This window comes from Streptomyces sp. NPDC044003, assembly GCF_056435185.1.
On record NZ_JBWKFA010000003.1, the window covers coordinates 292,590 to 315,722 of the forward strand.

Consider the following 23,133-nt stretch of genomic DNA (forward strand, 5'->3'; position numbering starts at 1 on the left):
GCATGAACGACCAGTGGGACCACACGTACGACGTGGTGGTCGTCGGCTCCGGCGCCGCCGGCATGGCCGCGGCCATCACCGCCCGGCTGCGCGGCCTGACCGCCCTGGTGGTGGAGAAGACCGACGTCTACGGCGGCTCGACCGCCCTGTCCGGCGGCGCGATCTGGGTCCCGGACAACTTCCACCTGGACGCCGCCGGGCTCGGCGACACCCCCGAGAAGGCCCGCGCCTACCTGGACGCCACGGTCGGCGACCGGGTCACCGCCGAGCGCAAGGACGCCTACGTCACCCACGGACCGCACATGGTGCGGGAGTTCCACGACCGCACGGACGTGAGGTTCGTCTACACCCCCGGCTACTCCGACTACTACCCCGAGCGGCTCGGCGGCTACCCGCAGGGCCGTTCGATCGAACCGCAAATCTTCGACTTCAAGAAGCTTTGCCCCGAGCAGCGCGCCACCATGCGCCGCGCCGGGCTCCCCACGTACGGCCTCACCATCACCTCCAAGGACTTCCGGCAGCTGAACATGGTGGGACGGACCTGGGCCGGCCGCCGCACCGCCGTCAAGGTCGGCGCCCAGGCGGTCAAGGCCCGGCTCTCCGGCCAGGAGCTGCTCTCCCTCGGCGAGGCGCTGATCGCCCGCATGCGGCACTCCCTCGACGCGCTCGGCGCCGACCTGTGGCTCTCCGCCCCGCTGACCGGCCTCGTCGAGGAGGACGGCCGGGTCACCGGCGTCCGGATCACCCGGAACGGCCGCGAACTGACCGTCCGGGCCGACGGCGGCGTCGTCCTCGCCTCCGGAGGCTTCTCCCACGACCAGCGGCTCCGCGAGAAGCACCTGCCGGCCCCCACCTCCACCGCGTGGAGCGCGGCGGCCGAGGGGCAGACCGGCGACGCCCTGGAGCCGGCCGTCGCCCTCGGCGCCGCGACCGATCTGATGGACCGGGTCTGGGGTGCTCCTTCGGTGGTGCCGCCCGAGGGGAAGCCGTTCTTCCTCGTCGCCGACCGCGGCATCCCCGGCATGGTGATCGTCGACCAGGCGGGGCAGCGCTACGCCAACGAGGCAGCCCCGTACCACGAGTTCGTCGACGCCATGTACGCGAACGACAAGCCCGGGGCGAGCACGGTGCCGTCCTGGCTGATCCTCGACGCCACGGCCAAGGCCCGCTACATCTTCATGGGCCTCTTCCCGGGCCAGGCCTTTCCCAAGCCGTGGCTGGAGAGCGGCTTCGTGAAGAAGGCCGCGACCGTCGAGGAGCTGGCCGCCCGCATCGACGTCGCCCCGGAGCGGCTGCGCGGCACCCTGGACCGCTTCAACGGCTTCGCCCGCGCCGGCCGCGACGAGGACTTCCACCGCGGCGAGAGCGTCTACGACCGCTACTACGGCGACCCGACGCTTCCCAACCCCAACCTGGCGCCGCTGGACAAGGGCCCGTACTACGCGATCCCCGTCCACCCGGGCGACATCGGCACCAAGGGCGGCCTGGTCACCGATGCGACGGCCCGCGTGCTGCGGGAGGACGGCAGCGTCATCGACGGCCTGTACGCCTCCGGCAACGTCTCGTCCGCCGTCATGGGGGAGACCTACCCCGGCCCCGGCGCGACCATCGGCCCCGCCATGACCTTCAGCTGGCTCGCCGCCGACCACATCGCCCGTACGCGCTCCGCCGAGGCGCGGTGAGCCCCGGGACGACGGATCTCCGGGGCAGGACGGTGATCATCACCGGTGGGGCGCGGGGGATCGGCGCGGAGGCCGGACGGCTGGCCGTCGAGTCCGGCGCCCGCGTCGTCCTCACCGACGTAAGGGAGGAGGAGGGGCGGGCCGCGGCCGAGAAGCTCGGCGGCCACGCCCGCTTCCTCCGCCACGACGTCACCTCCGAGGACGACTGGCGCGAGGTCGTCGCCCACGCCTTGGCCACGTTCGGACGGGTGGACGGTCTCGTCAACAACGCCGGAATCTCCGGCGGTTCGCACCTCCTGGAGGAGCAGACGGCCGAGGCGTTCCGGCGGGTCCTGGACATCGACCTCACCGGCGTCTTCCTCGGCATGCGGGCCGTGATCCCGGCGATGCGGGAGAACGGCGGCGGCTCCATCGTCAACATCTCGTCCGCCGCCGGTCTGATGGGACTGGCCAGGACCGCCGGCTACGGCGCCGCCAAATGGGGCGTGCGCGGGCTCACCAAGCTCGGCGCGGTGGAACTCGGAGCCGACCGGATCCGCGTCAACTCCGTCCACCCCGGCATGATCCACACCCCGATGACCGCCCACCTGGACATCGAGCGCGGCGAGGGAAAGTACCCGAACACACCGATGGGCCGGATCGGCGAGCCCCAGGAGATCGCGCGGGCGGTCGCCTTCCTGCTCTCGGACGCCGCCGCGTACATCACCGGTGCCGAACTGGCCGTCGACGGCGGCTGGACGACCGGCCCGACCCTGCGACCGACCGAGGAGAACCCCTGATGCCCGTCGATCTGACAGGAAAGGTCGCGCTGGTCACCGGCGCGGCACGCGGCATGGGCGAGGCCGAGGCCCGCCTGTTCGCCGCCCTCGGCGCGAAGGTCGTCCTCACCGACGTCCTGGAGGCGGAGGGAGAGGCGAAGGCCGCCTCCCTCGGGGCCGCCGCCCGTTTCGTACGTCACGACGTGACCGACGAGCAGTCCTGGGAGGTCGCCGTGGCCGCCGCCCTGGACGCCTTCGGCCGGCTCGACGTCCTCGTCAACAACGCCGCCGTCTACTCCACCTCGCCCATCACCGAGGAGGACCCGGCCCGCCTGGAGGCGATCCTCCGCGTCAACCTGATCGGCCCGTTCCTCGGCATCCGCGCCGTCGCCGGGGCGATGAAGGCGAACGGCGGCGGGTCCGTCGTCAACATCTCCTCGCAGGCCGGCCTCCAGGGCATCTGGGGCCACGGCGCGTACGGCGCCGCGAAATGGGGGCTGCGCGGCCTGACCAGAACGGCCGCGCTCGAACTCGGCCCGGACGGCATCCGGGTCAACTCCGTCCACCCCGGGGCCATCGCCACGGCGATGACCGCCCACCTGGGCACCAAGGAACACCCCGCCGCGCCGCTCGGCCGGGTGGGGGAGCCCGAGGAGGTCGCCCGCCTCGTCGCCTTCCTCGCCTCCGACGACTCCTCGTACCTCTCCGGCGCCGAACTCGCCGTCGACGGCGGCGCGTCGGCCGGTCGCATGCCGGCCCTCACCCCGAAGGGAGCCGACGCGTGAACCGGCCCGACCCCGAGGTCCAGGCGGTCATCGACCTGGCCACCGCCGGATTCCCCCCGCTGGCGACCGAGATGACGGAGATCGCCGAGGTGCGCGCCTTCTTCGCCGCCCGCCCCAGGCCGGCCGTCCCCCCGCCCCCCGTCGCCCGCGTCACGGACGAGGACGCCGACGGCGTTCCCGTCCGCGTCTACGACCCGGCCGTCCAGGAGACCGCCCCCGTGATCGTGTTCTGTCACGGGGGCGGCTTCGTCCTCTGCGACCTCGACAGCCACGACCCCTTCTGCCGCTCCCTCGCCCTCGCCACGGGGGCGATCGTCGTCTCCGTCGACTACCGGCGCGCCCCCGAGCACCCCTTCCCCGCCGCCCCCGAGGACGCCTACACGGCCCTCCTCTGGGCGGCGGCGACGTTCCCCGGCCGCCGGATCGCCGTCGCGGGGGACAGCGCGGGAGCCAACCTCGCCACCGTCCTCACCCTGCTCTCCCGCGACCGCGGCGGCCCCGAGATCACCTGCCAGGCGCTCTACTACCCGATGCTCGACCCCACCCGCTCCCGCCCCTCGCACCGCGAGAACGCCCAGGGCTACTTCCTCACCGCCGACCACCTGCGCTGGTACTGGGACGGCTATCTGCCGTCCCCCGCACACCGCACCAGCCCCTACGCGGCCCCCCTCGCGGGCGCCGACCTGTCCGGGCTCCCGCCGGCCCAGGTCGTCACCGCCGGTTTCGACCCGCTGCGGGACGACGGCCTGGCGTACGCGGAGGCCCTCACCGCCGCGGGCGTCCCCGTGGAGGCCCACCACCACGCCGGGATGTTCCACGGTTTCCTCTCCATGGCGGGCGCCCTGCCCGCGGCGGCCCAGGCCCGCGAGACCGCCTTCGCGGCGCTGCGCGAGGCCCTCGCCCCACGCTGACCGCCGGACACGCCCGCGCCCCGCCCCCACCTGATCCGGTGGGGGCGGGGCGCTTTCACCTGTCGGCTCGCATCAGCCCCGTATCAGCGCGAACCCCTTGTAGCCCGAGGCCGCGACGTCCGCGATGATCTCCCCGTACACCCCGAAGCCACCGATGAACGGCATGAACACCCGTGGTTTCCCCGGGATGTTGGCGCCCAGGTACCAGGAGTTCGCCGCCGGGAACAGCGTGGCCGCCGCCCGGTCGCGGCACTGCGCGACCCACTGCTCGACGGCCTCCTCGCTCGCCTCGATCGCGCGGTAGCCGTGCTCGTCCAGATGGCGCAGGCAGTCGCCGAGCCAGTCGCCGTGCTGCTCGGCGCAGAGCACGACGTTGGCCATGACGGACGGGCTGCCCGCACCCGTGAGGTTGAACAGGTTCGGGAAACCGTCGACGCCCAGGCCCAGATAGGTCCGGGGACCCCCGCTCCAGACGTCCTTCAGGCTCCGGCCGCCCCGCCCCCGGATGTCCACCCGGTCGATCGCGCCGGTCATGGCGTCGAAACCGGTCGCGAACACGATCGCGTCGAGCTCCACCCGGCTTCCGTCGGCCAGCACGACCCCTGCGCTCTCGATCCGTTCGATCGGGTTCTCCCGCAGGCTCACCAGGCTCACGTCCGCGCGGTTGAACGTCTCGTAGTAGTGCGAGTCGGTGACGATCCGCTTGGTGCCGATCGGATGGTCCGTGGGGACCAGCAGATCGGCCGCCGCCGCGTCGTCGATGAGCGCCCGGACCTTCTCCTCCCAGAACGCGCGCGCCTCCTCGTTCGCCGCGAGGTCGGTGAGCTGGTCGGGGAACGTCTTCGAGTACAGGACGCCCCCCAGTTCCCAGCGCTCCTCGAACGCCGCCCGGCGCTCCTCGGGCGAGACCGCGAACGTCGCCGACGGGTGTGCCGCGTGGGGCGAGCCGCCGCCGCTGAGCCGCGAGAGCCGGCGTCGCTCGGCGTAGCCGGCCTTCTGCAGGCGGCGGGTCTCGTCGTCCAGGGGCTTGTTGCCCGCCGGGATGCTGAAGTTGGCGCTGCGCTGGAAGACGGTGAGGTGCGCCGCCTGCTCCGCGATCAGCGGGATGGCCTGGATGCCGGAGGAACCGGTGCCGATGACGCCGACGCGCCGCCCCGTGAAGTCCACGCCCTCGTGCGGCCAGGCGCCGGTGTGGTACGTGGCGCCGGCGAACTCCGCGACGCCGGGGATGTCCGGTATGTGGGTGCTGGAGAGGCAGCCGACCGCGAACACGCAGAACCGGGCCGACACCACCTCACCGCCGTCCGTGCGGACCGTCCAGCGCAGGGTCTCCTCGTCCAGCTCGGCCGAGGTCACCGAGGTGCCGAAGGCGTAGCTGCGGCGCAGGTCGAAGCGGTCGGCGACATGACGCAGATAGCGGATGATCTCCGGCTGCGTGGCGTACTTCTCGCTCCAGTCCCACTCCTGCTGGAGCTCCTCGTCGAAGGAGTACGAGTAGTCCACGGACTCCACGTCGCAGCGGGCGCCGGGGTAGCGGTTCCAGTACCAGACGCCGCCCACGTCGTCCCCGCGCTCGAAGCCCCGCACGCGGTGGCCGAGACCGCGCAGCTTGTGCACGGCGTACAGACCGGTGACACCCGCTCCGACGACGACCACGTCGACGGCGTCGACGGACTCGGTGTTGCTGTCGTTCACGTTCGTACTCTCCTCATCGGGTGGGGGTGGTGTTCGCCGCCGACCGGCGCAGCGCCTTCTTGTCGACCTTTCCCGCCGCGTTGTGCGGCAGCGCCGGGAGGGCGTGGAAGGCGCGCGGGACCTTGAAGTTGGCCAGCCGCTCCCGCGTGTACGAGGTCAGCTCGGCCGCGTCGAGCCGAGCACCGCCCGCCGGTACGCAGTAGGCGACGCCGACCTCGCCGAGCCGTGCGTCGGGCGCGCCGACGACCGCCGCGTCCAGGACGGCCGGATGCCCGCGCAGCACCTGCTCCACCTCCGCCGGGTACACGTTGAACCCGCCCACGACGAACATGTCCTTGAGCCGGTCGGTGATCCGCAGGAACCCGCGCTCGTCGAGCACCCCGACGTCCCCCGTGTGCAGCCAGCCGTCCGCGTCGACGGCCCGGGCGGTGGCCTCGGGGTCGTCGAGGTAGCCGTGCATCACGTGGTAGCCGCGCGTGAGGATCTCGCCGGGCTCCCCGGGCGGGGCGTCGATGCGCAGCTCCGTGCCCTCCAGGGCCGTTCCGGAGGTGCGGGCCAGGGTCTCCGGGGACTCGTGCGGCGGGCAGATCGCGACCACGCCCGTCGACTCGGTCAGTCCGTACGCGGTGTTGACGCTCCGCGCGCCGAGGGACGTCCTGATCTCCTCGATGAGCGCGGTGGGGATGTTGGCCGCGCCCGTGACCGCCATCCGCATCGCGCTCAGGTCGTACGCCGCGCGCTCGGGGTGGCGGATGAGCGAGGTGAAGACCGTCGGCGCGCCGGTCAGGACGGAGACGCGCTCGTCCTGCATCCGGCCGAGGACGGCGTCGGCGTCGAAGACCCGCTCCGGGACGATCGTGGCCCCGTGGAGGAGACAGGCGAGGACGCCCGCCTTGTAGCCGAAGGTGTGGAAGAACGGGTTGACCAGGAGGTAGCGGTCGCCGCGCCGGAGGGTGACCGTGCGGGCCCAGGCGTCGTACACGCGCAGGTTCTGGCCGTGGGTGGTGGGCACGCCCTTGGGGCGGCCGGTGGTGCCTGAGGTGAAGAGGATGTCGGCGGTGTCGGCGGGGCGCACGGCGGCGGTCCGGGCGAGCCGCTGCTCACCGCTCACCCGGTCGGCGCCCGACAGGAAACCCGGCCAGTCCGCGGAGTGCAGGGTCACCGTCCGCTCCAGGAGCGGGAGTTCCTCCCCCGAGTCCGCGAGCAGCGCCCGGTAGTCCGTCCCCAGGAAGTCGTGCTCGGTGAACAGGAGCCGGGTCCGCGAGCGGCGCAGGATGTCGGCGGCCTCGGCCGCCTTGTAGCGGGTGTTCACCGGGACCAGCACCGCGCCGGCCGCGACCGCGCCGAGCGCGGCCACCACCCAGCGCGCGCTGTTCGGCGCCCACACGGCGACCGAGTCACCCGGGCGGACCCCTTGCGCGATCACCGCGCGCGCCACCCGGTCGACCCGGTCGCGCAGCTCCGCGAACGTCCAGCGCTCCTCGCCGTAGACGAGGGCCTCCTCATCGCCGTACCGCTCCGCGGCCCAGTCCGCGAGCCTCGCGATGGTCTGCGCGCCCCTCATGATCTGTCACGTCCTCCCTGCTGCCCCGTCCCCCCGGGCGGGGCGCGGGCGGTGGAACCACAGCGGAGGGGAGCCTGTCAGGGAGGGGTGTCCCGGCGCAGGGGCCGGTTCCCGCTCACCGGGAAGGTGGCGGGACTTCTTCCGGAGAAGCGGCAGGAGGTGGTCAGCGCACGATCAGACCGGGGACGACCGTCGCCAGCTCGCCGGCGGACAGGACCCCCTCCCGGACGAGGACCGGGGCGTCGCCCGTCAGGTCGACGATCGACGACGACACCGGTCCGGCGGTCCGGCCGCCGTCCAGGTACACCGCCACGGAGTCGCCGAGCATCCCGAAGGCCGCGTCGCAGTCCTCCGGCGAGGGCCGGTCGGTGAGGTTCGCGCTGGAGACGGCCATCGGGCCGGCCGCGGCCAGGAGGTCGAGCGCGAGGGGGTGGTCGGGCATCCGCACGGCCACCGTCCCGCCGGTCTCGCCCAGGTCCCAGGCGAGCGAGGGCCGGTGGCGCAGCACCAGCGTCAGGCCGCCCGGCCAGAACGCCTCGATCAGGGCCTCGGCCGTCTTCGGCAGCTCCGCCACCAGGTCGTCGAGCGCGTCCTCGGAGCCCACGAGCACGGGGGAGGGCTTGTGCCGCCCCCGCCCCTTCGCGGCCAGCAGACCGGCGACGGCCCGCGGATCGAAGGCGTCGGCGCCGACGCCGTAGACGGTGTCGGTGGGCAGGACGACGAGCTGCCCCCGCCCCAGGGCGGCCACCGCCGCGTCGACGCCGGCCGCGCGGGCCGAGGGGTCCGAGCAATCGAAACGCTGTGCCATGAGCTCGTTCACTTCCCGCTGTCGACGCCGTGCGAGGTCACCGTCCGGGCGCTGCCCTCGGCGAGCTGGTAGGCCAGTCCCACGACCGCCACCTCGCCCGTCCGCACCTGCTCCGACAGGACACGGGAGCGGTCCATGAGCAGCTGCACCGTGTGCCTTATGTGCTCGTCGATGATGTCGCCGTCCTCCGTCAGACCGGCGGCGCGGGCCGCGAGCACGCTCGGCGTCACACGCTCCACCACGTCCCGCACGAAGCCGGCCGCGGGCAGCCCGTCCTCGACGGCGGCGCGGGCCGCGGCGACGGCCCCGCACGAGTCGTGTCCCAGGACGACGACCAGCCGGCAGCCGAGCACGCTCGTGGCGTACTCGACGCTGCCCAGCACCTCGGACCCCAGCACATGACCGGCGGTCCGTACGACGAACAGGTCACCGAGCCCCTGGTCGAAGATGATCTCCGCCGCGAGGCGCGAGTCGGAGCAGCCGAGGACGACCGCGAACGGCTCCTGCCCGGGTGCGAGCTGTGCACGGCGCGCGGCGTCCTGATTGGGGTGGTCGGGGGTCCCGGCCACGAAGCGCCGGTTGCCGGCGAGCATGGCGTCGAGAGCGACCGAGGGAGAGGTGCGAGGCATGCCACCCACTGTAACGAGCCATTCCGGACCGGCCTCGGGCCGGTCCAGGAGCCGAGACTCCGAGCAGGACCCGCGCGCGGAGATTTTGCCCTCCCGTGGTTGCCGCCCCGACCGCTCCGACAGATCTTGGTCACCATGCCCTCGGGCAGCTGGTTCTGCTGGTCACGGGGGGTGCAAGGGGCCCTCCGCCCTGAGCGGGGATTGTTCATGCACCTCGAGTTCCGGCACCTCCGTGTCCTGCTCACCGTCGCCGAGGCCGGCAGCATCCGCAAGGCCGCCGCACGCCTGCAGCTCTCCCAGCCCGCCACGAGCGCGCAGTTGAAACGGATCGAACACGAGCTGGGCGGCCCGCTCTTCGTCCGCAGCGCCGAGGGCGTGAAACCGAACGAGAACGGTCAGTACGTGCTGCGCTGCGCACGCGACCTCGTGGTCGGCTTCGACCGGCTGCGCGAGCACGCCCGGTCGGCCGCCGAGGCCGACACGGGAACGGCCGCGCCCCTGCGGGCGGGCGGCACCGCCGGCCCGCTGACCTCACTGCTCATATCCGCCCTTTTCGAGCTCGTCCCGGAGAGCCGGCTCACGATCGACGCCCGGCGTTCCGTGCACACCCTGGTGAAAGCCCTGAGTCAGTCGAAATGCGACATCGCGGTCTTCGGTGAGTTCCCGGGGTTCCCCCTCCCCGTCGGCGAGTCGGTGGTGACGCGCACGCTGCTGCGCGAGCCGGTCTTCGTCCTGCTCGCCGAGGACCATCCGCTGGCCCGCCAGGAGACGGTCAGCCTGAGCGAACTCGGCGGCGAGGAGTGGGTCATGCCGGAGGCCGACGAGAGTGGCGTCCACGCGTACCTGCATCTCACCTGCCAGTCGGCGGGATTCACTCCGCGCGTCGCGCATGTGACGCCGGACCTGTCCGTGGCGCAGATCCTGGTGGCCGGCCGGCGGGCCGTCTGCGGTGTGTGGCCGAGCGCCGACGTCCCCGCCCAGGGCACCGTGCAGCGCCCGCTCGTGGACGTCCCGTTCTACCGTCGGCTCCAACTGGCCTGGAATCCGGAGTCGGTGCCGCCCGAGCTGGCCGACGCGGTGGGCGAGCGCCTGTCGGCGGCGTATCTGTCGCTGGTGCGAGAGCGTCCGCAGTACCTGGCCTGGTGGGAGGGCGGCGGCAAGGAGTTCGCGCTCGGCGCGGAAGGCTGACGGCCGTCGGCGTGCCCGGCGGCGGCGACGGGGGCCGCGGGGGCTGAGGGGCTGTGGGGCAGCGGGGGCTGAGGGGCTGTGGGGCAGCGGGGGCCGCGGGGGCTGAGGGGCTGTGAGGCCGCGGGGGCCGCGGGGGCGGTGGGGGCGGCTAGTCGGGCCAAAGGCCTGCCCCCCTCTATAACTCCACAGTTGTATCCCACATGGGATCACGTCAGGAACATGTCACCTGGTGAACACTTCGCGTCAACGTCCAAGGACGTCGTCACCCCCCACGACGAGCGAAGGAACACCCCGTCATGCCCCGTCCCCTCCTTGCCCTCTCCACGGCTGTCGCCGCCGCCGTCATCACCACGGGCGCGCTGGCCGTCCCGGCGTACTCGCAGCCCGACGCGGTGCAGCACGGAACCTCCGCCCGTGACACGGCGATATCCCAGGCCCGCGCGAACGTGGCCCGGCACGCCGACACTTTCGGTTTCGGGGCGGGCCAAGCGCTCCAGGTCAAGGACGTCGTGCTCGACGCCGACGGCACCCAGCACGTCCGCTTCGAGCGGACCTACAAGGGCCTGCCCGTCGTCGGTGGCGACTTCGTCGTCCACCAGAAGGCCGACGGCTCGCTGAAGGGGTCCACCCACGCCAAGGCCCACAAGGTGGCCCTCGCGTCCGTCACCCCCTCCGTGGATGCCAAGGGCACCGCCGCCGGTGCCCTGAAGCGCTCGCAGGGTCTGGTCAGTGACGCCAAGTCCACCCCCGAGCTGATCGTGTGGGCCGCCGACGGCACCCCGCGCCTGGCCTGGCGCACCACCGTGCAGGGCCTGGGCGACAAGGGCCAGCCGCACGGCGAGGTCTTCGTCACCGACGCCACCACGGGCGCCGCGATCGAGAACTACGACACCGAGCGCGAGGCGACCGGCACCGGCCACTCCGAGTACACCGGTGACATCACCCTCGACACGACCCTGCAGGCGAACGGCACCTTCGCCCTGATCGACCCGATCCGCGGTCACATCACCAAGGACGCCCACAACGTCTCGTCCTCGTCCCTGAACAGCTCCTCCGGAACCCTGTTCACCGACGCCGACAACATCTGGGGCGACGGTCGCAAGTTCTCCACCGACCGCGCCACCGCCGCCGTCGACGCGCACGCCAACACCGCGAAGACGTACGACTACTACAAGAGCACCTTCGGCCGGAACGGCATCAAGAACGACGGCCGCGGCGCCACCGTGTTCGTCCACGTCGGCACCAACTGGGACAACGCCCAGTGGTCGGACTCCTGCTTCTGCATGATGACCGGCGACGGCAACGGCACGGTCGACCCGGAGCAGGTCGACCTCGACACCATGGGCCACGAGATGACCCACGGCGTCACCTCGGCCACCGCCAACCTCCGCTACAGCGGTGAGTCCGGCGGTCTGAACGAGGCCACCAGCGACATCCTCGGCACGATGGTCGAGTGGTACGCCAACAACCCGATCGACACCCCCGACTACCTCTTCAGCGACCAGTCCACCCCGCCGTGGCTGCGCCGCTTCGACAAGCCCTCCCTGGACGGCCGTTCCGCCGACTACTGGTCGAAGTCCGTCGGCCGGCTCGACGTGCACAACTCCTCGGGCGTCGGCAACCACTGGTTCTACCTCGCCAGCGAGGGCAGCGGCACCAAGACGATCAACGGTGTCACCTACAACAGCCCGACGTACAACGGCTCCACCGTCACCGGCATCGGCAACCAGAAGGCCTCCGCCATCTGGTACCGGGCGCTGACCGTCTACATGACCTCCACCACGGACTACAAGGGCGCCCGCGTCGCGACCCTGAACGCGGCGAAGGACCTGTACGGCGCCACCAGCACCGAGTACGCCACCGTGGCGGCGGCCTGGACCGGGGTCAACGTCCTCTGACGCCGCGCCGCACCACCTGATCCGCTCACTCAGGCCCCGCCGTACCGGCGGGGCCTGAGTGCTGCGGAGAATCCTTTTCTCATGGAATGTGGCATTCGGGTGACATTCGGCCGGTGACGGACTGTCCCGTGCCTAAGATCCACTTTCGTGACAGAAAGTCAACACGCTGGGAATCAACGGGAGTCGGCCGACGTCGTCATCCTCGGGGCCGGCCCCGCCGGGCTCGTCCTCGCCAACCTCCTGCTGCAGAGCGGGATCGACTGCGCCGTCCTCGAACGCGCGGGCCGCGAGCACGTCCTGAACCGGGCCCGCGCCGGGTTCCTCGCCCCGCACACCGCGCGCGTCCTGCGGCGGCACGGCCTGGACGAGGGCCTGCGCCGGCGGGGACAGGAACACGGCGTGTGCGAGTTCCGCACCGAGGACGGGCACTTCCGCCTCGACTACCGCCGGCTCGGCACCGGCGAACCCCACACCGTCTACCCCCAGCACGAGCTGGTGGCCGACCTGCTGGCCGCGTACCTCGGCGCCGGGGGCCGGATCCGCTTCGACACCGAGGCGGTGGAGGTGGGCGACCCCGACACCGCCCGGCCATGGGTGGCGGCACGGGAACCGGACGGCCGGGCCGTCCGCTGGCGGGCCCGGTACGTCGCCGCCTGCGACGGCCGCCACGGCGCCGGACGGCGCTCACTGCCGGACGGGGCCGTGCGCCACGTCCGTGACCACGGCGTCTCCTGGCTGGGGCTCCTCGCCGAGGCACCGCCCAGCCTCGACGCCGTCGGGTACGCGACACACCCCCGGGGCTTCGCCGGGCACATGGCCCGGTCCGCCGACATCACCCGCTACTACCTCCAGTGCGAGCGCGGCACCCCCGCCGAGGAGTGGAGCGAGGAGCGGATCTGGGCGGAGCTGGAGCTGCGGATGCGGAGCGCCGACCACGGTCCGCTGCGGCGCGGCCGGATCCTTCAGCGCACCGTCGTCGACCTGGAGTCGGACGTGCTCGACACGCTCCGGTACGGCTCCCTCTTCCTGGCCGGCGACGCCGCCGGCCTCATCAGCCCCTCCGCCGCGAAGGGCGCCAACCTCGCCGTCCTGGAGGCCGAACTCCTCGCCGAGGCCCTCGCCGACGACCTCCACCACGGCGACCCCGGCCCGCTCGCCCGCTACTCGGACCGCTGCCTGACGCACATCTGGCGGGCGCAGGAATTCTCCCATTGGATGATCGGCCTCCTCCACGGCGCACCGCCGTTCCAGGAGCGCATGCGCCGGTCCCGCATGGAGTCGCTGCGGACGTCCCGCACCCACCAGGACTGGTTCGCCGAGCAGTACGTCGGCATCTGACCTCCCCTGCCCCCCGTGGCCCAGGTCCCGGCCCGTCGGCCGGGGCCCGTCCCCTTCCGCACTGCTCACCGAGGATGCCTCCTGATGCGTACCCCTGCCCTGGCGACCGGCCTCGCGCCCGACGACGTCCGGCGCCTGCGCGCGACCGCCGACTTCGTCCGGGAACAGGAGACGCCGGTCCTGCTGTCCCGGGTGCTGCCCGGCCTCGACGGTCCCGAGCTGCGGGCGGTGGCGGACCGCTGCCGGTTCGCCCACGCCGCGCTCCTCGTCTTCCCCGCCAACCGGCCGGGGCTGCGGGCCGGGCTCGCCGCGTGCGGGCTCCCCGACGACGCCGGATCCCGGCCGAGCGTCGTGGTGCGCGACCGGCTGGCCGCGCGCCACGGACGCGCCGCCGCCGATCTTGACGTAAGGATTCTCCGGCCCACCGTACGGGGGCCCGGCGGGGAGTGCCGGGCGGTCGAGGTGTTCGCCCTCGCCGTGCCTCCCGGCTCCGAGCTGTCCGCACTGGCCGAGACGGAGCGCGAGTACGACCACGAGGCGCATCTGGCCTTCGACGTGGACCGGCCGGATCCGCTGGTGCTGCGCGGGCTGAGGGCGACGCTCGTACGGCACGGGGCGGCGGCCGACGGCGGCGGGTACAACCCGCACGAGGACGGGACGGTGTTCTACTTCGCGACGCCCGCCGGCACCAAGACCGATTACCGGCGCATGGAGCTGTACGCGCACGGCGACCACCGGGACCTGCTCGCGGAGCACCTGGCCGAGGAGCCCCGGCCCGGTATCCGGGAGAGCACGGCCGGCGACCCGGACACCCACGCGGCGGAGACACTCCTGCGGCTGCTGACCGGCGCCTGGACCACCCAGGCCCTCGCCACCTGCGCCGAGCTGCGACTGCCGGAGGCCCTGAGCCCGCACGAGCCCCTCGGCGTCCGGCGGCTGGCGCGCGAGGTCGGGGCGCGACCGGAGCCCCTGAAGACCCTGCTGCGGTACCTCGCCATGCTGGGCGTGGTGACCGAGGACCAGGACGGCTTCCGCCTCACCGCGTGCGGGCTGCTGCTGCGCGAGGACGCCGCCGGCTCGATGCGGCCCCTGGCGGCGATGTACGGCGGACCGTTCTACCAGTCCTTCGCGCACCTGGCGCACGCCGTGCGGACCGGCGAGCCCGGCTTCGAGCGCCTCTACGGCGAGAACCACTTCGACCACTTCGCCCACGACCCCGGACTCGCCGTGACGTTCGACCGGTCCATGGCCGCCAGTGCCCGGATGTTCGACCCCCTGCCGGACCACCCCGTCCTCACGGCGGCCGCCGCCGGACCCGGCACCCGCACGGTGGTCGACGTCGCCGGCGGCACCGGAGAGCTCCTCGGAAGGATCCTCGCCGCCCACCCGCCGCTGCGCGGGATCCTCCTGGAGCGGCCGCACGTCGTCGCGGCCGCGCGGGACCGGCTCACCGCCGCCGGGGTCGGCGAGCGGTGCGACTACCGGGTCGGAGACTTCGCCGACGTACCGGCGACCGGGGACGTGTATCTGCTCTCCCGGGTCCTGCACGACTGGGACGACGAGAAGTGCCGGCAGATCCTGCGGCACCTGGCGGGAGCCATGCCGTCCCACGCCGACCTGCTCGTCGTCGAACGGCTGCTGCCCGCGGACGCCACGCCGTCACTGGCGACCGCCTGGGACCTGCACATGCTGTGCAACACCGGGGGCCGCGAGCGCCGTGCCGACGCGTACACCCGGCTCTTCGAAGCGGCGGGCCTCGCACTCCTCGGGCACCGCCCGCTGCCCCTCGACGCCCACGTCCTCCACGTGCGGAAACGCTGAGAAGCGAAGCCACCCGCCGCCGCGGTCGTCACCAGCCGAAGCGGCGGTCGACGACCGCGGCGAACTCCTCGAAGCTCAGGACACGGTCGCCGTTCTGGTCGGCAGCGTCGAAGAGCGCCGCCGAGTCGTCGACGTCCCCGACCCCCCAGAAGGGGATCACACCCTGCGCCGCCAGGGTGGGCCCCTTCTCCCGCAGCGCCCGGATGACCTCGGTACGGGTCAGCGTGCCGTCCTGGTCGAGATCGAGCGCATCGAAGAGGATGCGGGCCTTGTCACTCATCACATGTCCTGTCCGGTGGGGCCGGCCGCGCGTGCGGCCGGCGTCGTGTGGAGGAGGACGCACCGCCGGCCCCGGAGGTTGCCCGGTCAGCGCATCGGGTAGTACGGGCGGTGGTGGGCGGCCACCGGCGGCGACTGGTACGTCCAGGCGCCGGCGGCCGGCGTGCCGTCCGGGAGGAGGGCGCGGATGTCGCGGCCCAGGTCGCTGTCGGGTGTATGGACCGCGAGGCGCGTGCGTCCGGAGTGCTCGGGGCCGCTCAGGTCGTACAAATTGTACGGCCGGTAGACGTTCATCGGGCCGGCGAGCAGCCGCCCCTCGCGGTCGGTCCCGTATCCGGTGATCGGCGCGGAGCAGGCGGCGACGCCGGTGAGGCCGTCCAGTTTCGCCGTGAGGTCGAGCAGCGGGGCCGGATCCTTCTCCAGGGTGTCGTCGGGGCCGACCGTGCCCGCCTTGCACCGCACGGTCCACGTCTCGCCGGCCGGCCCGTTGAGGGACGGCAGGCCGACCTCGAACCAGCCCGGGTACTTGGGCTCCGCGTAGAGCTCGCGCCCGGCTCTGATCGCGAACGGGTTGTCGCACACGACGTGCAGCCGGGCGATGCCGAGGAGCTTCGTCTGGTCCCAGCCCTGCGCGTACTCGGTGTAGCCCAGGCGCGGCAGGCGGTGCGCGTCGGCCGTCGGAAAGGCGATGACGTTGAACTCGATCTCCTGGGTGACGCCGCCGCCGAACGCGTACTGCGCGAAGTACAGCTGGTAGTTGAGAGAGACCAGCGCACGCCCGTCGTCGAACGTGGCCGCGGTCAGATCCGGGTGGTACTTGGACAGCAGGTCGCGGACCGGGCCGGGGTCGACCAGCCAGTCGACGCCGATCTGGTGCAGGGCCCCGTAGTGGAAGGGGAGTCGGAAGGGTTCGGCCACGGGCGGCAGCGGAAGCGAGCTCATGCGGGGGCTCCTGGGGCGGTCGGTTCGAGGGAGAGGGGGCGGTCGCGGTCCGTCAGGTCGGCCTCGATGCGCTCGGCACTGCGCAGCGCGAGCGCGGCCATCGTCAGCGTCGGGTTGGACGTGGCCACCGAGGGCATGCTGCCGCAGCCGACCGCGTACAGGCCGGGGTGGTCCCAGCAGCGCTGCCAGGCGTCCACGACCGAGGTGGCGGGGGAGTCGCCCATGAGGTGGGTGCCGGCGGCATGACCGGCGCCGCGGTAGCCGTACGTACGCCCGCGGTGCTCGAAGCGGCCCGGCCAGGCCGTCGCGGGCGCGTAGTCCGTGTGGTCCTCGGCGCCGAGCAGCGCGAAGAGCTGGTCCGAGACGGCCCGGGCCGCGGCCATCCCCTCCTTGACGTGCTCGTCGAGGTCGTAGGTGACGAGGGGGCGGGGCAGGCCCAGCGCGTCGCGCTCGGTCGGGTGGAGCGTCACCCGGTTCACGGGGTCGGCGCCCTGCTCCATCTCGAACTGGAAGGTGAACTGACGGCGTACCCGGTCGCCGACGGCCTGTCGCAACTCCCGCCCGGACAGGCCCCCTTCGGTGAGGAAGTGCTCCACGTCCGTGTCGACCGGGCCCTTCGCCCAGATCCACCCCCACGTCCCGAACTCGACGCGGAACGGCGCCCGCAGCTTCCGCGCCGGTCCGGAGCGGAAGCCCTCGAAGCCGGAGACGGAACCGGGCCCCCGGTACGCGCCGGCGTGCTCGCCCTCGGGCAGCAGCCCCCAGGTCAGCAGCACCGGATGGTCCATGAGATTGCGGCCCACCTGGCCACTGCGGTCGGCGAGCCCCGACAGGAGCAGCAGCCGGGCGTTCTCCACCGCGTGTGCGGCCAGCACGACGACATCGGCGTGCGCGACGCTCACCCCGCCGTCGTACGACCGGTACTCCACCCCCGTGGCGCGTCCCCGCCCGTCGACGAGGACGCGGCTCACCACCGACCGGTCCCGGAGCGTGACGGACCCGCTCCACCGGCCCTGGGTCTTGAGGGGGGTGTACTTCGCGTACGAAGGACAGTGCGGGATACAGCTCGCGTTGCCCACGCACCGGCTGTCCGGGTCCGGCCGCCCGTCCCGCCCCCGGGGCACGTAGCCGCGGCCGCCGTCGTACCGGGGATCGGGGACACCGTTGCGCGCGTGCGGGGTGCCGACCACTCTCAGCTCCACCTCGCGCAGGCCGACGGGGTCCTCGACGCGTCGCCCGTCGAGCCGGGCCGCGAGAAGACGGTCGAGACGGGCGGCGGGCAGGGGCCGCATGGGGAAGACGTAGCCGTCGGGGAAGCGCAGGCCGAGGTGCGCCCGCTGCTCGTCGGCGTCGGCGGCCACGCCCAGCTCCTCCTCGGCCGAGCGGTAGTGCGGCTCCAGTTCGTCGTACGTGAGGGGCCAGCGCCGTCCGTACCCGAAGGACTCGGTGTCGAAGTCCTCGGGCAGCATGCGGGGCGTGAGGCCGGTCCAGACGTTGCCGGTGCCGCCGTTGGCGCGCACATAGCCACTGGCGTACGGGAGCGGGCCGTCCTGCAGCAGATGGCCGGCGGCCCGGAAGCCGGAGCTCCCCTCCGTACCGGCGAGGTCCGTCACCTCGGGCGAGGCGGACGCCGGATGGGACCGGTAGGGGGAGCCCGGCAGCCTGGCGGCGGCCGTCAGATAGTCGGTGAGTGGATCGCCGGCCGGTTCGCCGGTGGCCCTCGCGCCCGCCTCCAGGACGAGGACCCGGCGGCCGTGCCGCCCGAGACGCTGCGCGACCAGGGAGCCGGCGATGCCCGCACCCACGACGATCACGTCGTACCGCGTCACCGCTCGTTCCCCTCGGCCCAGCTCCCGTACCCGCCGGGGGCGGCGGCGGGCGCCGTGAGTCCGGCCGCCTTCCACACCAGCGCCTCGGCGTAGGCGCGCGGGGACACGAGCGTGGGGGGCGGACCCGGCCAACTACCGGTGTACCAGAGGTAGGTGACCGCCCGGGCCGCCTGTGCGTCGCGCGGGTCCGGGGGTTCCCGTAACAGCCTCTCGTACCGGTCCGTGCCGAGCTGTTCCGCGGCGACGGCCCGGTACACCTCGACGAGCCCGGTGGCCGCCAGGTCCCCCGCATCGAAGCCGGTCAGCCGCGCCGACAGGGCGGCGAAGCGCTGTGTCTCGTCCGTGATGGGCACGCGGGCATCGGTGCCCCGCGGCCCGCCGGTCCATGCCCTGCGCCCCCGGAACGGCCTGATCGCGACGGCGCGCGCTCCCTCACACGGCTGACGCCGCTCGCGCACATGACCGACATCAGGACATCGGCGGCGGAGGCCGGGTGGCCAGCCAGTGCCGGGCGATCTGCTCGCGCGTGGCGACCCATGTCCCGCCCCGCTGCGCGACGTACCGCAGGAAGCCGTCGAGCGCCCGGATGCGGCCGGGTCGGCCGATGATCCGGCCATGCAGGCCCACGCTCATCATGCGGGGGTGTTCGGCGCCCTCGGAGTGCAGGGTGTCGAACGTGTCGACGAGGTACGCGAGCATGTCGTCCGCCGTCGTGAACCCGTGGACGAGCAGGAACTTGAAGTCGTTCGCGTCGAGGCTGTACGGCAGCACGAGATGAGGCCGTCCGGCCGCCTCGACGTAGAAGGGCAGATCGTCCGCGTAGTCGTCGGAGTCGTAGAGGAAACCGCCCTCCTCGGCGACGAGGCGCCGTGTCGCGGGGCTCGTCCTGCCCGTGTACCAGCCGACGGGCCGGCGTCCCACGAGCCGCTCGATCGTCGCGATCGTGCGGGCGACATCGGCGCGCTCGACGTCCTCGGGCACCTCGCGGTAGTCGATCCAGCGCCAGCCGTGCCCGGCCACCTCCCACCCTGCGGCGCCCATCGCGCGTGCCGCGTCCGGATTCCGCTCGAGGGCCTGTCCGACCGCGTGGACGGTGAGCGGTACCCCGTGCGCCCGGAGGGTGCGGTGAATCCGCCAGAACCCGGCGCGCGCGCCGTACGCGAACATCGACTCGGCGTTGAGATCCCGGCCGCCGGCCACGGGCGGCGCACCCACGACCTCGTGGAGGAACCCCTCCGAGGCCGCGTCGCCGTCGAGAACGTTGTGCTCGCCGCCCTCCTCGTAGTTGAGGACGAGACTGACGGCCACACGGGCGCCGTCGGGCCAGGCCGCATGCGGCGGCTCGGCGCCGTAGCCGACGAGGTCGCGCTGGTGCTCGGACACGGGCGGCACGCTACCGCCGATCGACGAACGACCGGACGAGGCACGGCGACGGCCGGATCACCTGTTCAGGGACTGTGCCCCGGCGCCCGTTCCTGGCTCCATGAGAAGAGGCGTCCTCCAGCGGGGACGCCGATCCGATGAGACGACCCCTGACGAGGTGATCAGCGTTGGCGACCGACCGGCACGGCCACGACCTGTACAACGGCACATCGGAGGCGGCCGAGCGGCTGGACCGTGCCGTGGAGGCCCTGCTCTTCTTCCGCCCCGAGGTGACCGGGGCGGTCGACGACCTCCTCGCGACCGCGCCCGCCTCACCGGTGGCGCACGCGTTCGCGGCCTATCTGGGCGTGCTGGGTACCGAGCCGGCCGATGCCGCGGTGGCGCGGCGGCGGTTCCACGGCTTCGCGTCCGGTCTCGACGCGACCGGCCTGCCCCCACGGGAGCGCCTGCACACGGCCGCCGCCGAAAGCCTGCTCGCGGGCGACCTGCGGCGGGGGAGCGCCCTCTTGGAGGAGCTGACCGTGGCCTACCCGCGCGACGCGCTCGCGCTCTTCGTGGGGCACCAGCTCGACTTCCTCACCGGCGACGCCCTGCGCCTGCGGGACAGGATCGGCGGCGCCCTGTCCGCCTGGGACGAGGACGACCCCCACCGGGGCCCGGTCCTGGGCATGTACGCCTTCGGCCTGGAGGAGTCCGGGCACTACAACCACGCCCGGGACATCGGATCGGCCGCCGTCGCGCGCAACCGCCACGACGTGTGGGCGATCCACGCCGTCGTGCACACCTACGAGATGCAGGGCCGGTTCGCCGAGGGCATGGCCTATCTCGACGCGCGCACCGGCGACTGGTCCGCGGGCAACTTCCTGACCGTCCACAACTGGTGGCACTACGCGCTCTACGCCCTGGAGGCGGGCCACACCGACAAGGCGCTCGGCATCTACGACGACGCACTGCACCACGGGGGATCCCGGGGCCTCGCGATGGAACTCCTGGACGCGGCGGCCATGCTGTGGCGCTTCCTCCTCGCGGGATCCGACCAGACCCGCCGATGGGAGGTGCTCGCGGACGCCTGGTCGGCACGGGCCGATCCGCCGTTCTACGCCTTCAACGACGTGCACGCGGTCATGTCCTACGTCGGCGCCGGCCGGGTCGGGGAGGCCCGGAGGCTGATCGCCGACCGCCGCCGGTGGCTCGCGGAGCCGGGCGCGGGAACGGTCAGCAATCACGCCATGACCGCGCACGTGGGCCTGCCCGTGTGCGAGGCCCTGGTCGCCCACGCCGGAGGCGACGACGACACCGTCCTGGAGCTGCTGTGGCCGCTGCGGCGGCGACTCCACGAGTTCGGAGGCAGCCACGCCCAACGCGACGCACTCCAGAAGACCCTCCTCGAGGCGGCCCTGCGGTCCGGGCGGCACGACATGGCGCGTGTCCTGATCAGCGAGCGGACCGCGCTGCGGCCGGACAGCCCGTACAACTGGCTGAGCAGGGCCCGCCTGGCGGACGCTCTGGGCGACGCCTCCCGGGCCGCTGCGGCTCGCGACGAAGCGCGCCGACTCGGCCGGTGCGGAGACCTCACGACCGACCGATTCTGACCGCGGGTCATCCTTTCGGCGACGCCGGCGCCTGCTCCCGGGCACGGCTCCCCCTCGGTGTGAAGGGGGCCGGCATGCATCTTCCGGGACTCGGGAGACGGCCTTATGCTCCTGCGTCGGACATCGGGTTACCGCCGGTAAAGGGGTTGGGTCATGGACCGTACGGGCACCTCACGACGCACGTTGATGGCGGGCGCGGCCGCCGCGACCGGAGCGGCCGCCGTCGGGGCGGTCGCCCTCGGCGGCGCACCGGCCGTCGCCGCGGAACCGTCCGCACCGCCGTCCGTGGCCGTGCTCGGTGGTGGGGTCGCGGGTCTGACCGCCGCCCACGAACTGGCCGAGCGTGGCTACCGCGTCACCGTCTACGAGCGCCGGGCGCCGGGCGGCAAGGCGCGCTCCATGGACGTACCGGACAGCGCGCGCGGCGGCCGGCGCCCGCTCCCCGCCGAGCACGGCTTCCGGTTCATCCCCGGCATCTACCACAACCTCCCCGACACGATGCGGCGCATCCCCTTCCCCGGGAACGCCAACGGCGTCTGGGACAACCTCGTCGCCCCGGCGGAGATGTCCTTCGCCCGCACCGGCCGCGAAGACCTGCGCATCCCGCTCCCCTGGCCGGGCCACCGGCCCGCCGAGCTCACCCTCGACGAGATCGGCCGCGCCCTGACCGCGCTCCTGGACACCGCCCGCTCCATCCCGCTCCACGAGACCGCGTACTTCGTCAACCGCTTCCTCGTCTTCCTGACCAGCTGCGACGAGCGAAGGAACGAGGCATGGGAGCGGACGCCCTGGTGGGAGTTCCTGCGGGCCGAGCGGATGAGCTACGACTACCAGCGCATCCTCGCCGTCGGGCTGACCCGGAACATCGTGGCGACGAAGGCCGAGGAGGCCAGCACCCGCACGGTCGCCACGCTCCTGGAGGCCTTCGCCCTCAACGCCCTGGGCCGCGGCGCCGACGGACCCCTCGACCGGATCCTGAACCTGCCCACCAACGAGGCCTGGATCGACCCCTGGGTGGCCCATCTGACGAGCCTCGGCGTGGAGTTCCGTATCGGCTGGACCGTACGGGACCTGGCCTACGACACGGGATCCGGGCGCATCGGGGCGGCGGTCGTCGAGGATCCGCAGGGCATCCGCCACGCGGTGACCGCGGACCACTACATCTCGGCGATGCCGGTGGAGCATGCCCGGCGGACCTGGGACGCGGCGCTGCGGGCGGCGGACCCGCAGCTGGCGCGGTGCGACGAGCTGGAGACGGACTGGATGACGGGCATCCAGTTCTACCTCACCGAACACGCACCACTCCTGGCCGGCCACGCCAACTGCATCGACTCGCCATGGTCTCTGACGGCGATTCAGCAGGCACGCCACTGGCCGTCCCGCGACTTTCCGGCCGACTACGGCGACGGCGTCGCCGTCGACTGTCTCTCGGTGGACATCTCGGAGTGGGACCGGCCCGGCATCCTCTACGGCAAGACGGCCAAGCAGTGCACCCGCACGGAGGTCGCCCGGGAGGTGTGGGCGCAGCTGAAGGCCGCGTTCAACGACACGGGCCGTACGGTACTGAAGGACAGCGCGCTGCACTCCTGGTTCCTCGACCCCGGCGTCGACGGCCTCGGCACCCCGAACCCGACCAACGAGGACCAGCTCCTCGTCCATCCGGTCGGTACCTTCCACAACCGCCCGAAGGCCGCCACCGCGATCCCCAACTTCTTCCTGGCCGGCGACTACGTGGCCGTCGACATCGACCTGGCGACGATGGAGGGCGCCAACGCCTCCGCCCGCCAGGCCGTCAACGCCCTCCTCGACCGGACGGGCTCGACCGCCCCGCGCTGCACGGTCCAGCCGCTCTTCCGGCCGCCGGAGCTGGAAGGCCTCAAACGCCACGACCGCCTGCGCTACCGCCTCGGCCTGCGCAACGCGCTGGACGTGGGCTGAGGCGACACGGACCCGGCGGACGGGCCGCCGGACACGGGCCCCTGACCGATATCGCGGCCCGGATGCGGGAGAGGCCCCGGCACAACGGGATCG

Annotated in this window: 19 protein-coding genes; 10 read left to right on the forward strand and 9 right to left on the reverse strand. The window is 73.0% G+C overall.

Annotated features, from left to right (window positions below; genetic code table 11):
- Positions 1–2 precede the first annotated feature (2 nt).
- The 4 genes from AC07AW_RS13420 to AC07AW_RS13435 are packed head-to-tail and all read left to right on the forward strand — an operon-like array spanning position 3 to position 4,136.
- A complete protein-coding gene (locus AC07AW_RS13420; RefSeq protein ID WP_478815584.1) occupies positions 3–1,682 on the forward strand; it encodes an FAD-dependent oxidoreductase in 1,680 nt (559 codons plus the stop codon).
- Positions 1,679–2,461, forward strand: coding sequence for a glucose 1-dehydrogenase (locus AC07AW_RS13425; RefSeq protein WP_478815585.1), 783 nt, complete (start codon positions 1,679–1,681; stop codon positions 2,459–2,461). The genes AC07AW_RS13420 and AC07AW_RS13425 overlap by 4 nt, the downstream gene beginning before the upstream one ends.
- Entirely contained in the window at positions 2,461–3,225 is a 765-nt protein-coding gene (locus AC07AW_RS13430; protein WP_478815586.1) for a glucose 1-dehydrogenase, read from the forward strand. Before AC07AW_RS13425 ends, AC07AW_RS13430 begins: the two co-directional genes overlap by 1 nt.
- The gene (locus AC07AW_RS13435) at positions 3,222–4,136 is read left to right on the forward strand and encodes an alpha/beta hydrolase (RefSeq protein WP_478815587.1); all 915 of its coding nucleotides are present in this window, start codon (positions 3,222–3,224) and stop codon (positions 4,134–4,136) included. The genes AC07AW_RS13430 and AC07AW_RS13435 overlap by 4 nt, the downstream gene beginning before the upstream one ends.
- Before the next feature lie 72 nt (positions 4,137–4,208).
- On the opposite strand, the gene AC07AW_RS13440 is transcribed toward AC07AW_RS13435, so the two are convergent.
- The 4 genes from AC07AW_RS13440 to AC07AW_RS13455 all read right to left on the reverse strand — a co-directional run bounded on the left by AC07AW_RS13440 (position 4,209) and on the right by AC07AW_RS13455 (position 8,832).
- Complete coding sequence (locus AC07AW_RS13440; protein WP_478815588.1) at positions 4,209–5,831, reverse strand: flavin-containing monooxygenase; 1,623 nt, start codon at positions 5,829–5,831, stop codon at positions 4,209–4,211.
- A 13-nt stretch (positions 5,832–5,844) separates the two neighbouring features.
- On the reverse strand, positions 5,845–7,395 hold the full coding sequence (locus AC07AW_RS13445; protein ID WP_478815589.1) for a FadD3 family acyl-CoA ligase: 1,551 nt from the start codon (positions 7,393–7,395) through the stop codon (positions 5,845–5,847).
- Positions 7,396–7,558: 163 nt separating this feature from the next.
- On the reverse strand, positions 7,559–8,203 hold the full coding sequence (locus AC07AW_RS13450; RefSeq protein ID WP_478815590.1) for an L-threonylcarbamoyladenylate synthase: 645 nt from the start codon (positions 8,201–8,203) through the stop codon (positions 7,559–7,561).
- Positions 8,204–8,211: 8 nt separating this feature from the next.
- Positions 8,212–8,832, reverse strand: a complete 621-nt coding sequence (locus tag AC07AW_RS13455; RefSeq protein ID WP_478815591.1) for a carbonic anhydrase — start codon at positions 8,830–8,832, stop codon at positions 8,212–8,214.
- A gap of 207 nt (positions 8,833–9,039) precedes the next feature.
- Here AC07AW_RS13455 and AC07AW_RS13460 point away from each other — a divergent pair, with 207 nt between their 5' ends.
- From AC07AW_RS13460 to AC07AW_RS13475, 4 genes are all read left to right on the forward strand, one after another.
- A complete protein-coding gene (locus tag AC07AW_RS13460; protein WP_478815592.1) occupies positions 9,040–10,020 on the forward strand; it encodes a LysR family transcriptional regulator in 981 nt (326 codons plus the stop codon).
- Positions 10,021–10,316: 296 nt separating this feature from the next.
- Entirely contained in the window at positions 10,317–11,918 is a 1,602-nt protein-coding gene (locus AC07AW_RS13465) for a M4 family metallopeptidase (RefSeq protein WP_478815593.1), read from the forward strand.
- A 147-nt stretch (positions 11,919–12,065) separates the two neighbouring features.
- Complete coding sequence (locus AC07AW_RS13470) at positions 12,066–13,256, forward strand: 4-hydroxybenzoate 3-monooxygenase (protein ID WP_478815594.1); 1,191 nt, start codon at positions 12,066–12,068, stop codon at positions 13,254–13,256.
- 84 nt (positions 13,257–13,340) lie between these two features.
- On the forward strand, positions 13,341–15,077 hold the full coding sequence (locus tag AC07AW_RS13475; RefSeq protein WP_478815595.1) for a methyltransferase: 1,737 nt from the start codon (positions 13,341–13,343) through the stop codon (positions 15,075–15,077).
- 28 nt (positions 15,078–15,105) lie between these two features.
- Here AC07AW_RS13475 and AC07AW_RS13480 read toward each other — a convergent pair whose 3' ends face one another.
- The 5 genes from AC07AW_RS13480 to puuE all read right to left on the reverse strand — a co-directional run bounded on the left by AC07AW_RS13480 (position 15,106) and on the right by puuE (position 19,510).
- The gene (locus tag AC07AW_RS13480; RefSeq protein ID WP_086824672.1) at positions 15,106–15,357 is read right to left on the reverse strand and encodes an EF-hand domain-containing protein; all 252 of its coding nucleotides are present in this window, start codon (positions 15,355–15,357) and stop codon (positions 15,106–15,108) included.
- Between the two features lie 86 nt (positions 15,358–15,443).
- The gene (locus AC07AW_RS13485) at positions 15,444–16,298 is read right to left on the reverse strand and encodes a hypothetical protein (protein WP_478815596.1); all 855 of its coding nucleotides are present in this window, start codon (positions 16,296–16,298) and stop codon (positions 15,444–15,446) included.
- On the reverse strand, positions 16,295–18,127 hold the full coding sequence (locus tag AC07AW_RS13490; RefSeq protein ID WP_478815597.1) for a GMC family oxidoreductase: 1,833 nt from the start codon (positions 18,125–18,127) through the stop codon (positions 16,295–16,297). Before AC07AW_RS13490 ends, AC07AW_RS13485 begins: the two co-directional genes overlap by 4 nt.
- Positions 18,124–18,480 carry a hypothetical protein gene (locus AC07AW_RS13495; protein WP_478815598.1) on the reverse strand — a complete coding sequence of 119 codons (357 nt, stop codon included), beginning with the start codon at positions 18,478–18,480 and terminating at the stop codon, positions 18,124–18,126. The genes AC07AW_RS13490 and AC07AW_RS13495 overlap by 4 nt, the downstream gene beginning before the upstream one ends.
- Before the next feature lie 115 nt (positions 18,481–18,595).
- Complete coding sequence (gene puuE, locus AC07AW_RS13500; protein ID WP_478815599.1) at positions 18,596–19,510, reverse strand: allantoinase PuuE; 915 nt, start codon at positions 19,508–19,510, stop codon at positions 18,596–18,598.
- A gap of 167 nt (positions 19,511–19,677) precedes the next feature.
- Between puuE and AC07AW_RS13505 the strand changes: the two genes are divergently transcribed.
- Both AC07AW_RS13505 and AC07AW_RS13510 read left to right on the forward strand, forming a co-directional pair.
- Entirely contained in the window at positions 19,678–21,102 is a 1,425-nt protein-coding gene (locus tag AC07AW_RS13505; RefSeq protein WP_478815600.1) for a tetratricopeptide repeat protein, read from the forward strand.
- A gap of 153 nt (positions 21,103–21,255) precedes the next feature.
- Positions 21,256–23,040, forward strand: coding sequence for a hydroxysqualene dehydroxylase (locus AC07AW_RS13510; RefSeq protein WP_478815601.1), 1,785 nt, complete (start codon positions 21,256–21,258; stop codon positions 23,038–23,040).
- Positions 23,041–23,133: the final 93 nt, after the last annotated feature.

Excerpts from the sequence above, each read along its gene's own strand:
- AC07AW_RS13420 (WP_478815584.1), top strand. The coding sequence starts at position 3 with ATGAACGACCAGTGGGACCACACGTACGACGTGGTGGTCGTCGGCTCC.
- AC07AW_RS13465 (WP_478815593.1), top strand. The coding sequence starts at position 10,317 with ATGCCCCGTCCCCTCCTTGCCCTCTCCACGGCTGTCGCCGCCGCCGTC.
- AC07AW_RS13510 (WP_478815601.1), top strand. The coding sequence starts at position 21,256 with ATGGACCGTACGGGCACCTCACGACGCACGTTGATGGCGGGCGCGGCC.
- AC07AW_RS13460 (WP_478815592.1), top strand. The coding sequence starts at position 9,040 with ATGCACCTCGAGTTCCGGCACCTCCGTGTCCTGCTCACCGTCGCCGAG.
- AC07AW_RS13480 (WP_086824672.1), bottom strand. The coding sequence starts at position 15,357 with ATGAGTGACAAGGCCCGCATCCTCTTCGATGCGCTCGATCTCGACCAG.
- AC07AW_RS13450 (WP_478815590.1), bottom strand. The coding sequence starts at position 8,203 with ATGGCACAGCGTTTCGATTGCTCGGACCCCTCGGCCCGCGCGGCCGGC.
- AC07AW_RS13455 (WP_478815591.1), bottom strand. The coding sequence starts at position 8,832 with ATGCCTCGCACCTCTCCCTCGGTCGCTCTCGACGCCATGCTCGCCGGC.
- AC07AW_RS13475 (WP_478815595.1), top strand. The coding sequence starts at position 13,341 with ATGCGTACCCCTGCCCTGGCGACCGGCCTCGCGCCCGACGACGTCCGG.
- AC07AW_RS13445 (WP_478815589.1), bottom strand. The coding sequence starts at position 7,395 with ATGAGGGGCGCGCAGACCATCGCGAGGCTCGCGGACTGGGCCGCGGAG.
- AC07AW_RS13485 (WP_478815596.1), bottom strand. The coding sequence starts at position 16,298 with ATGAGCTCGCTTCCGCTGCCGCCCGTGGCCGAACCCTTCCGACTCCCC.
- AC07AW_RS13430 (WP_478815586.1), top strand. The coding sequence starts at position 2,461 with ATGCCCGTCGATCTGACAGGAAAGGTCGCGCTGGTCACCGGCGCGGCA.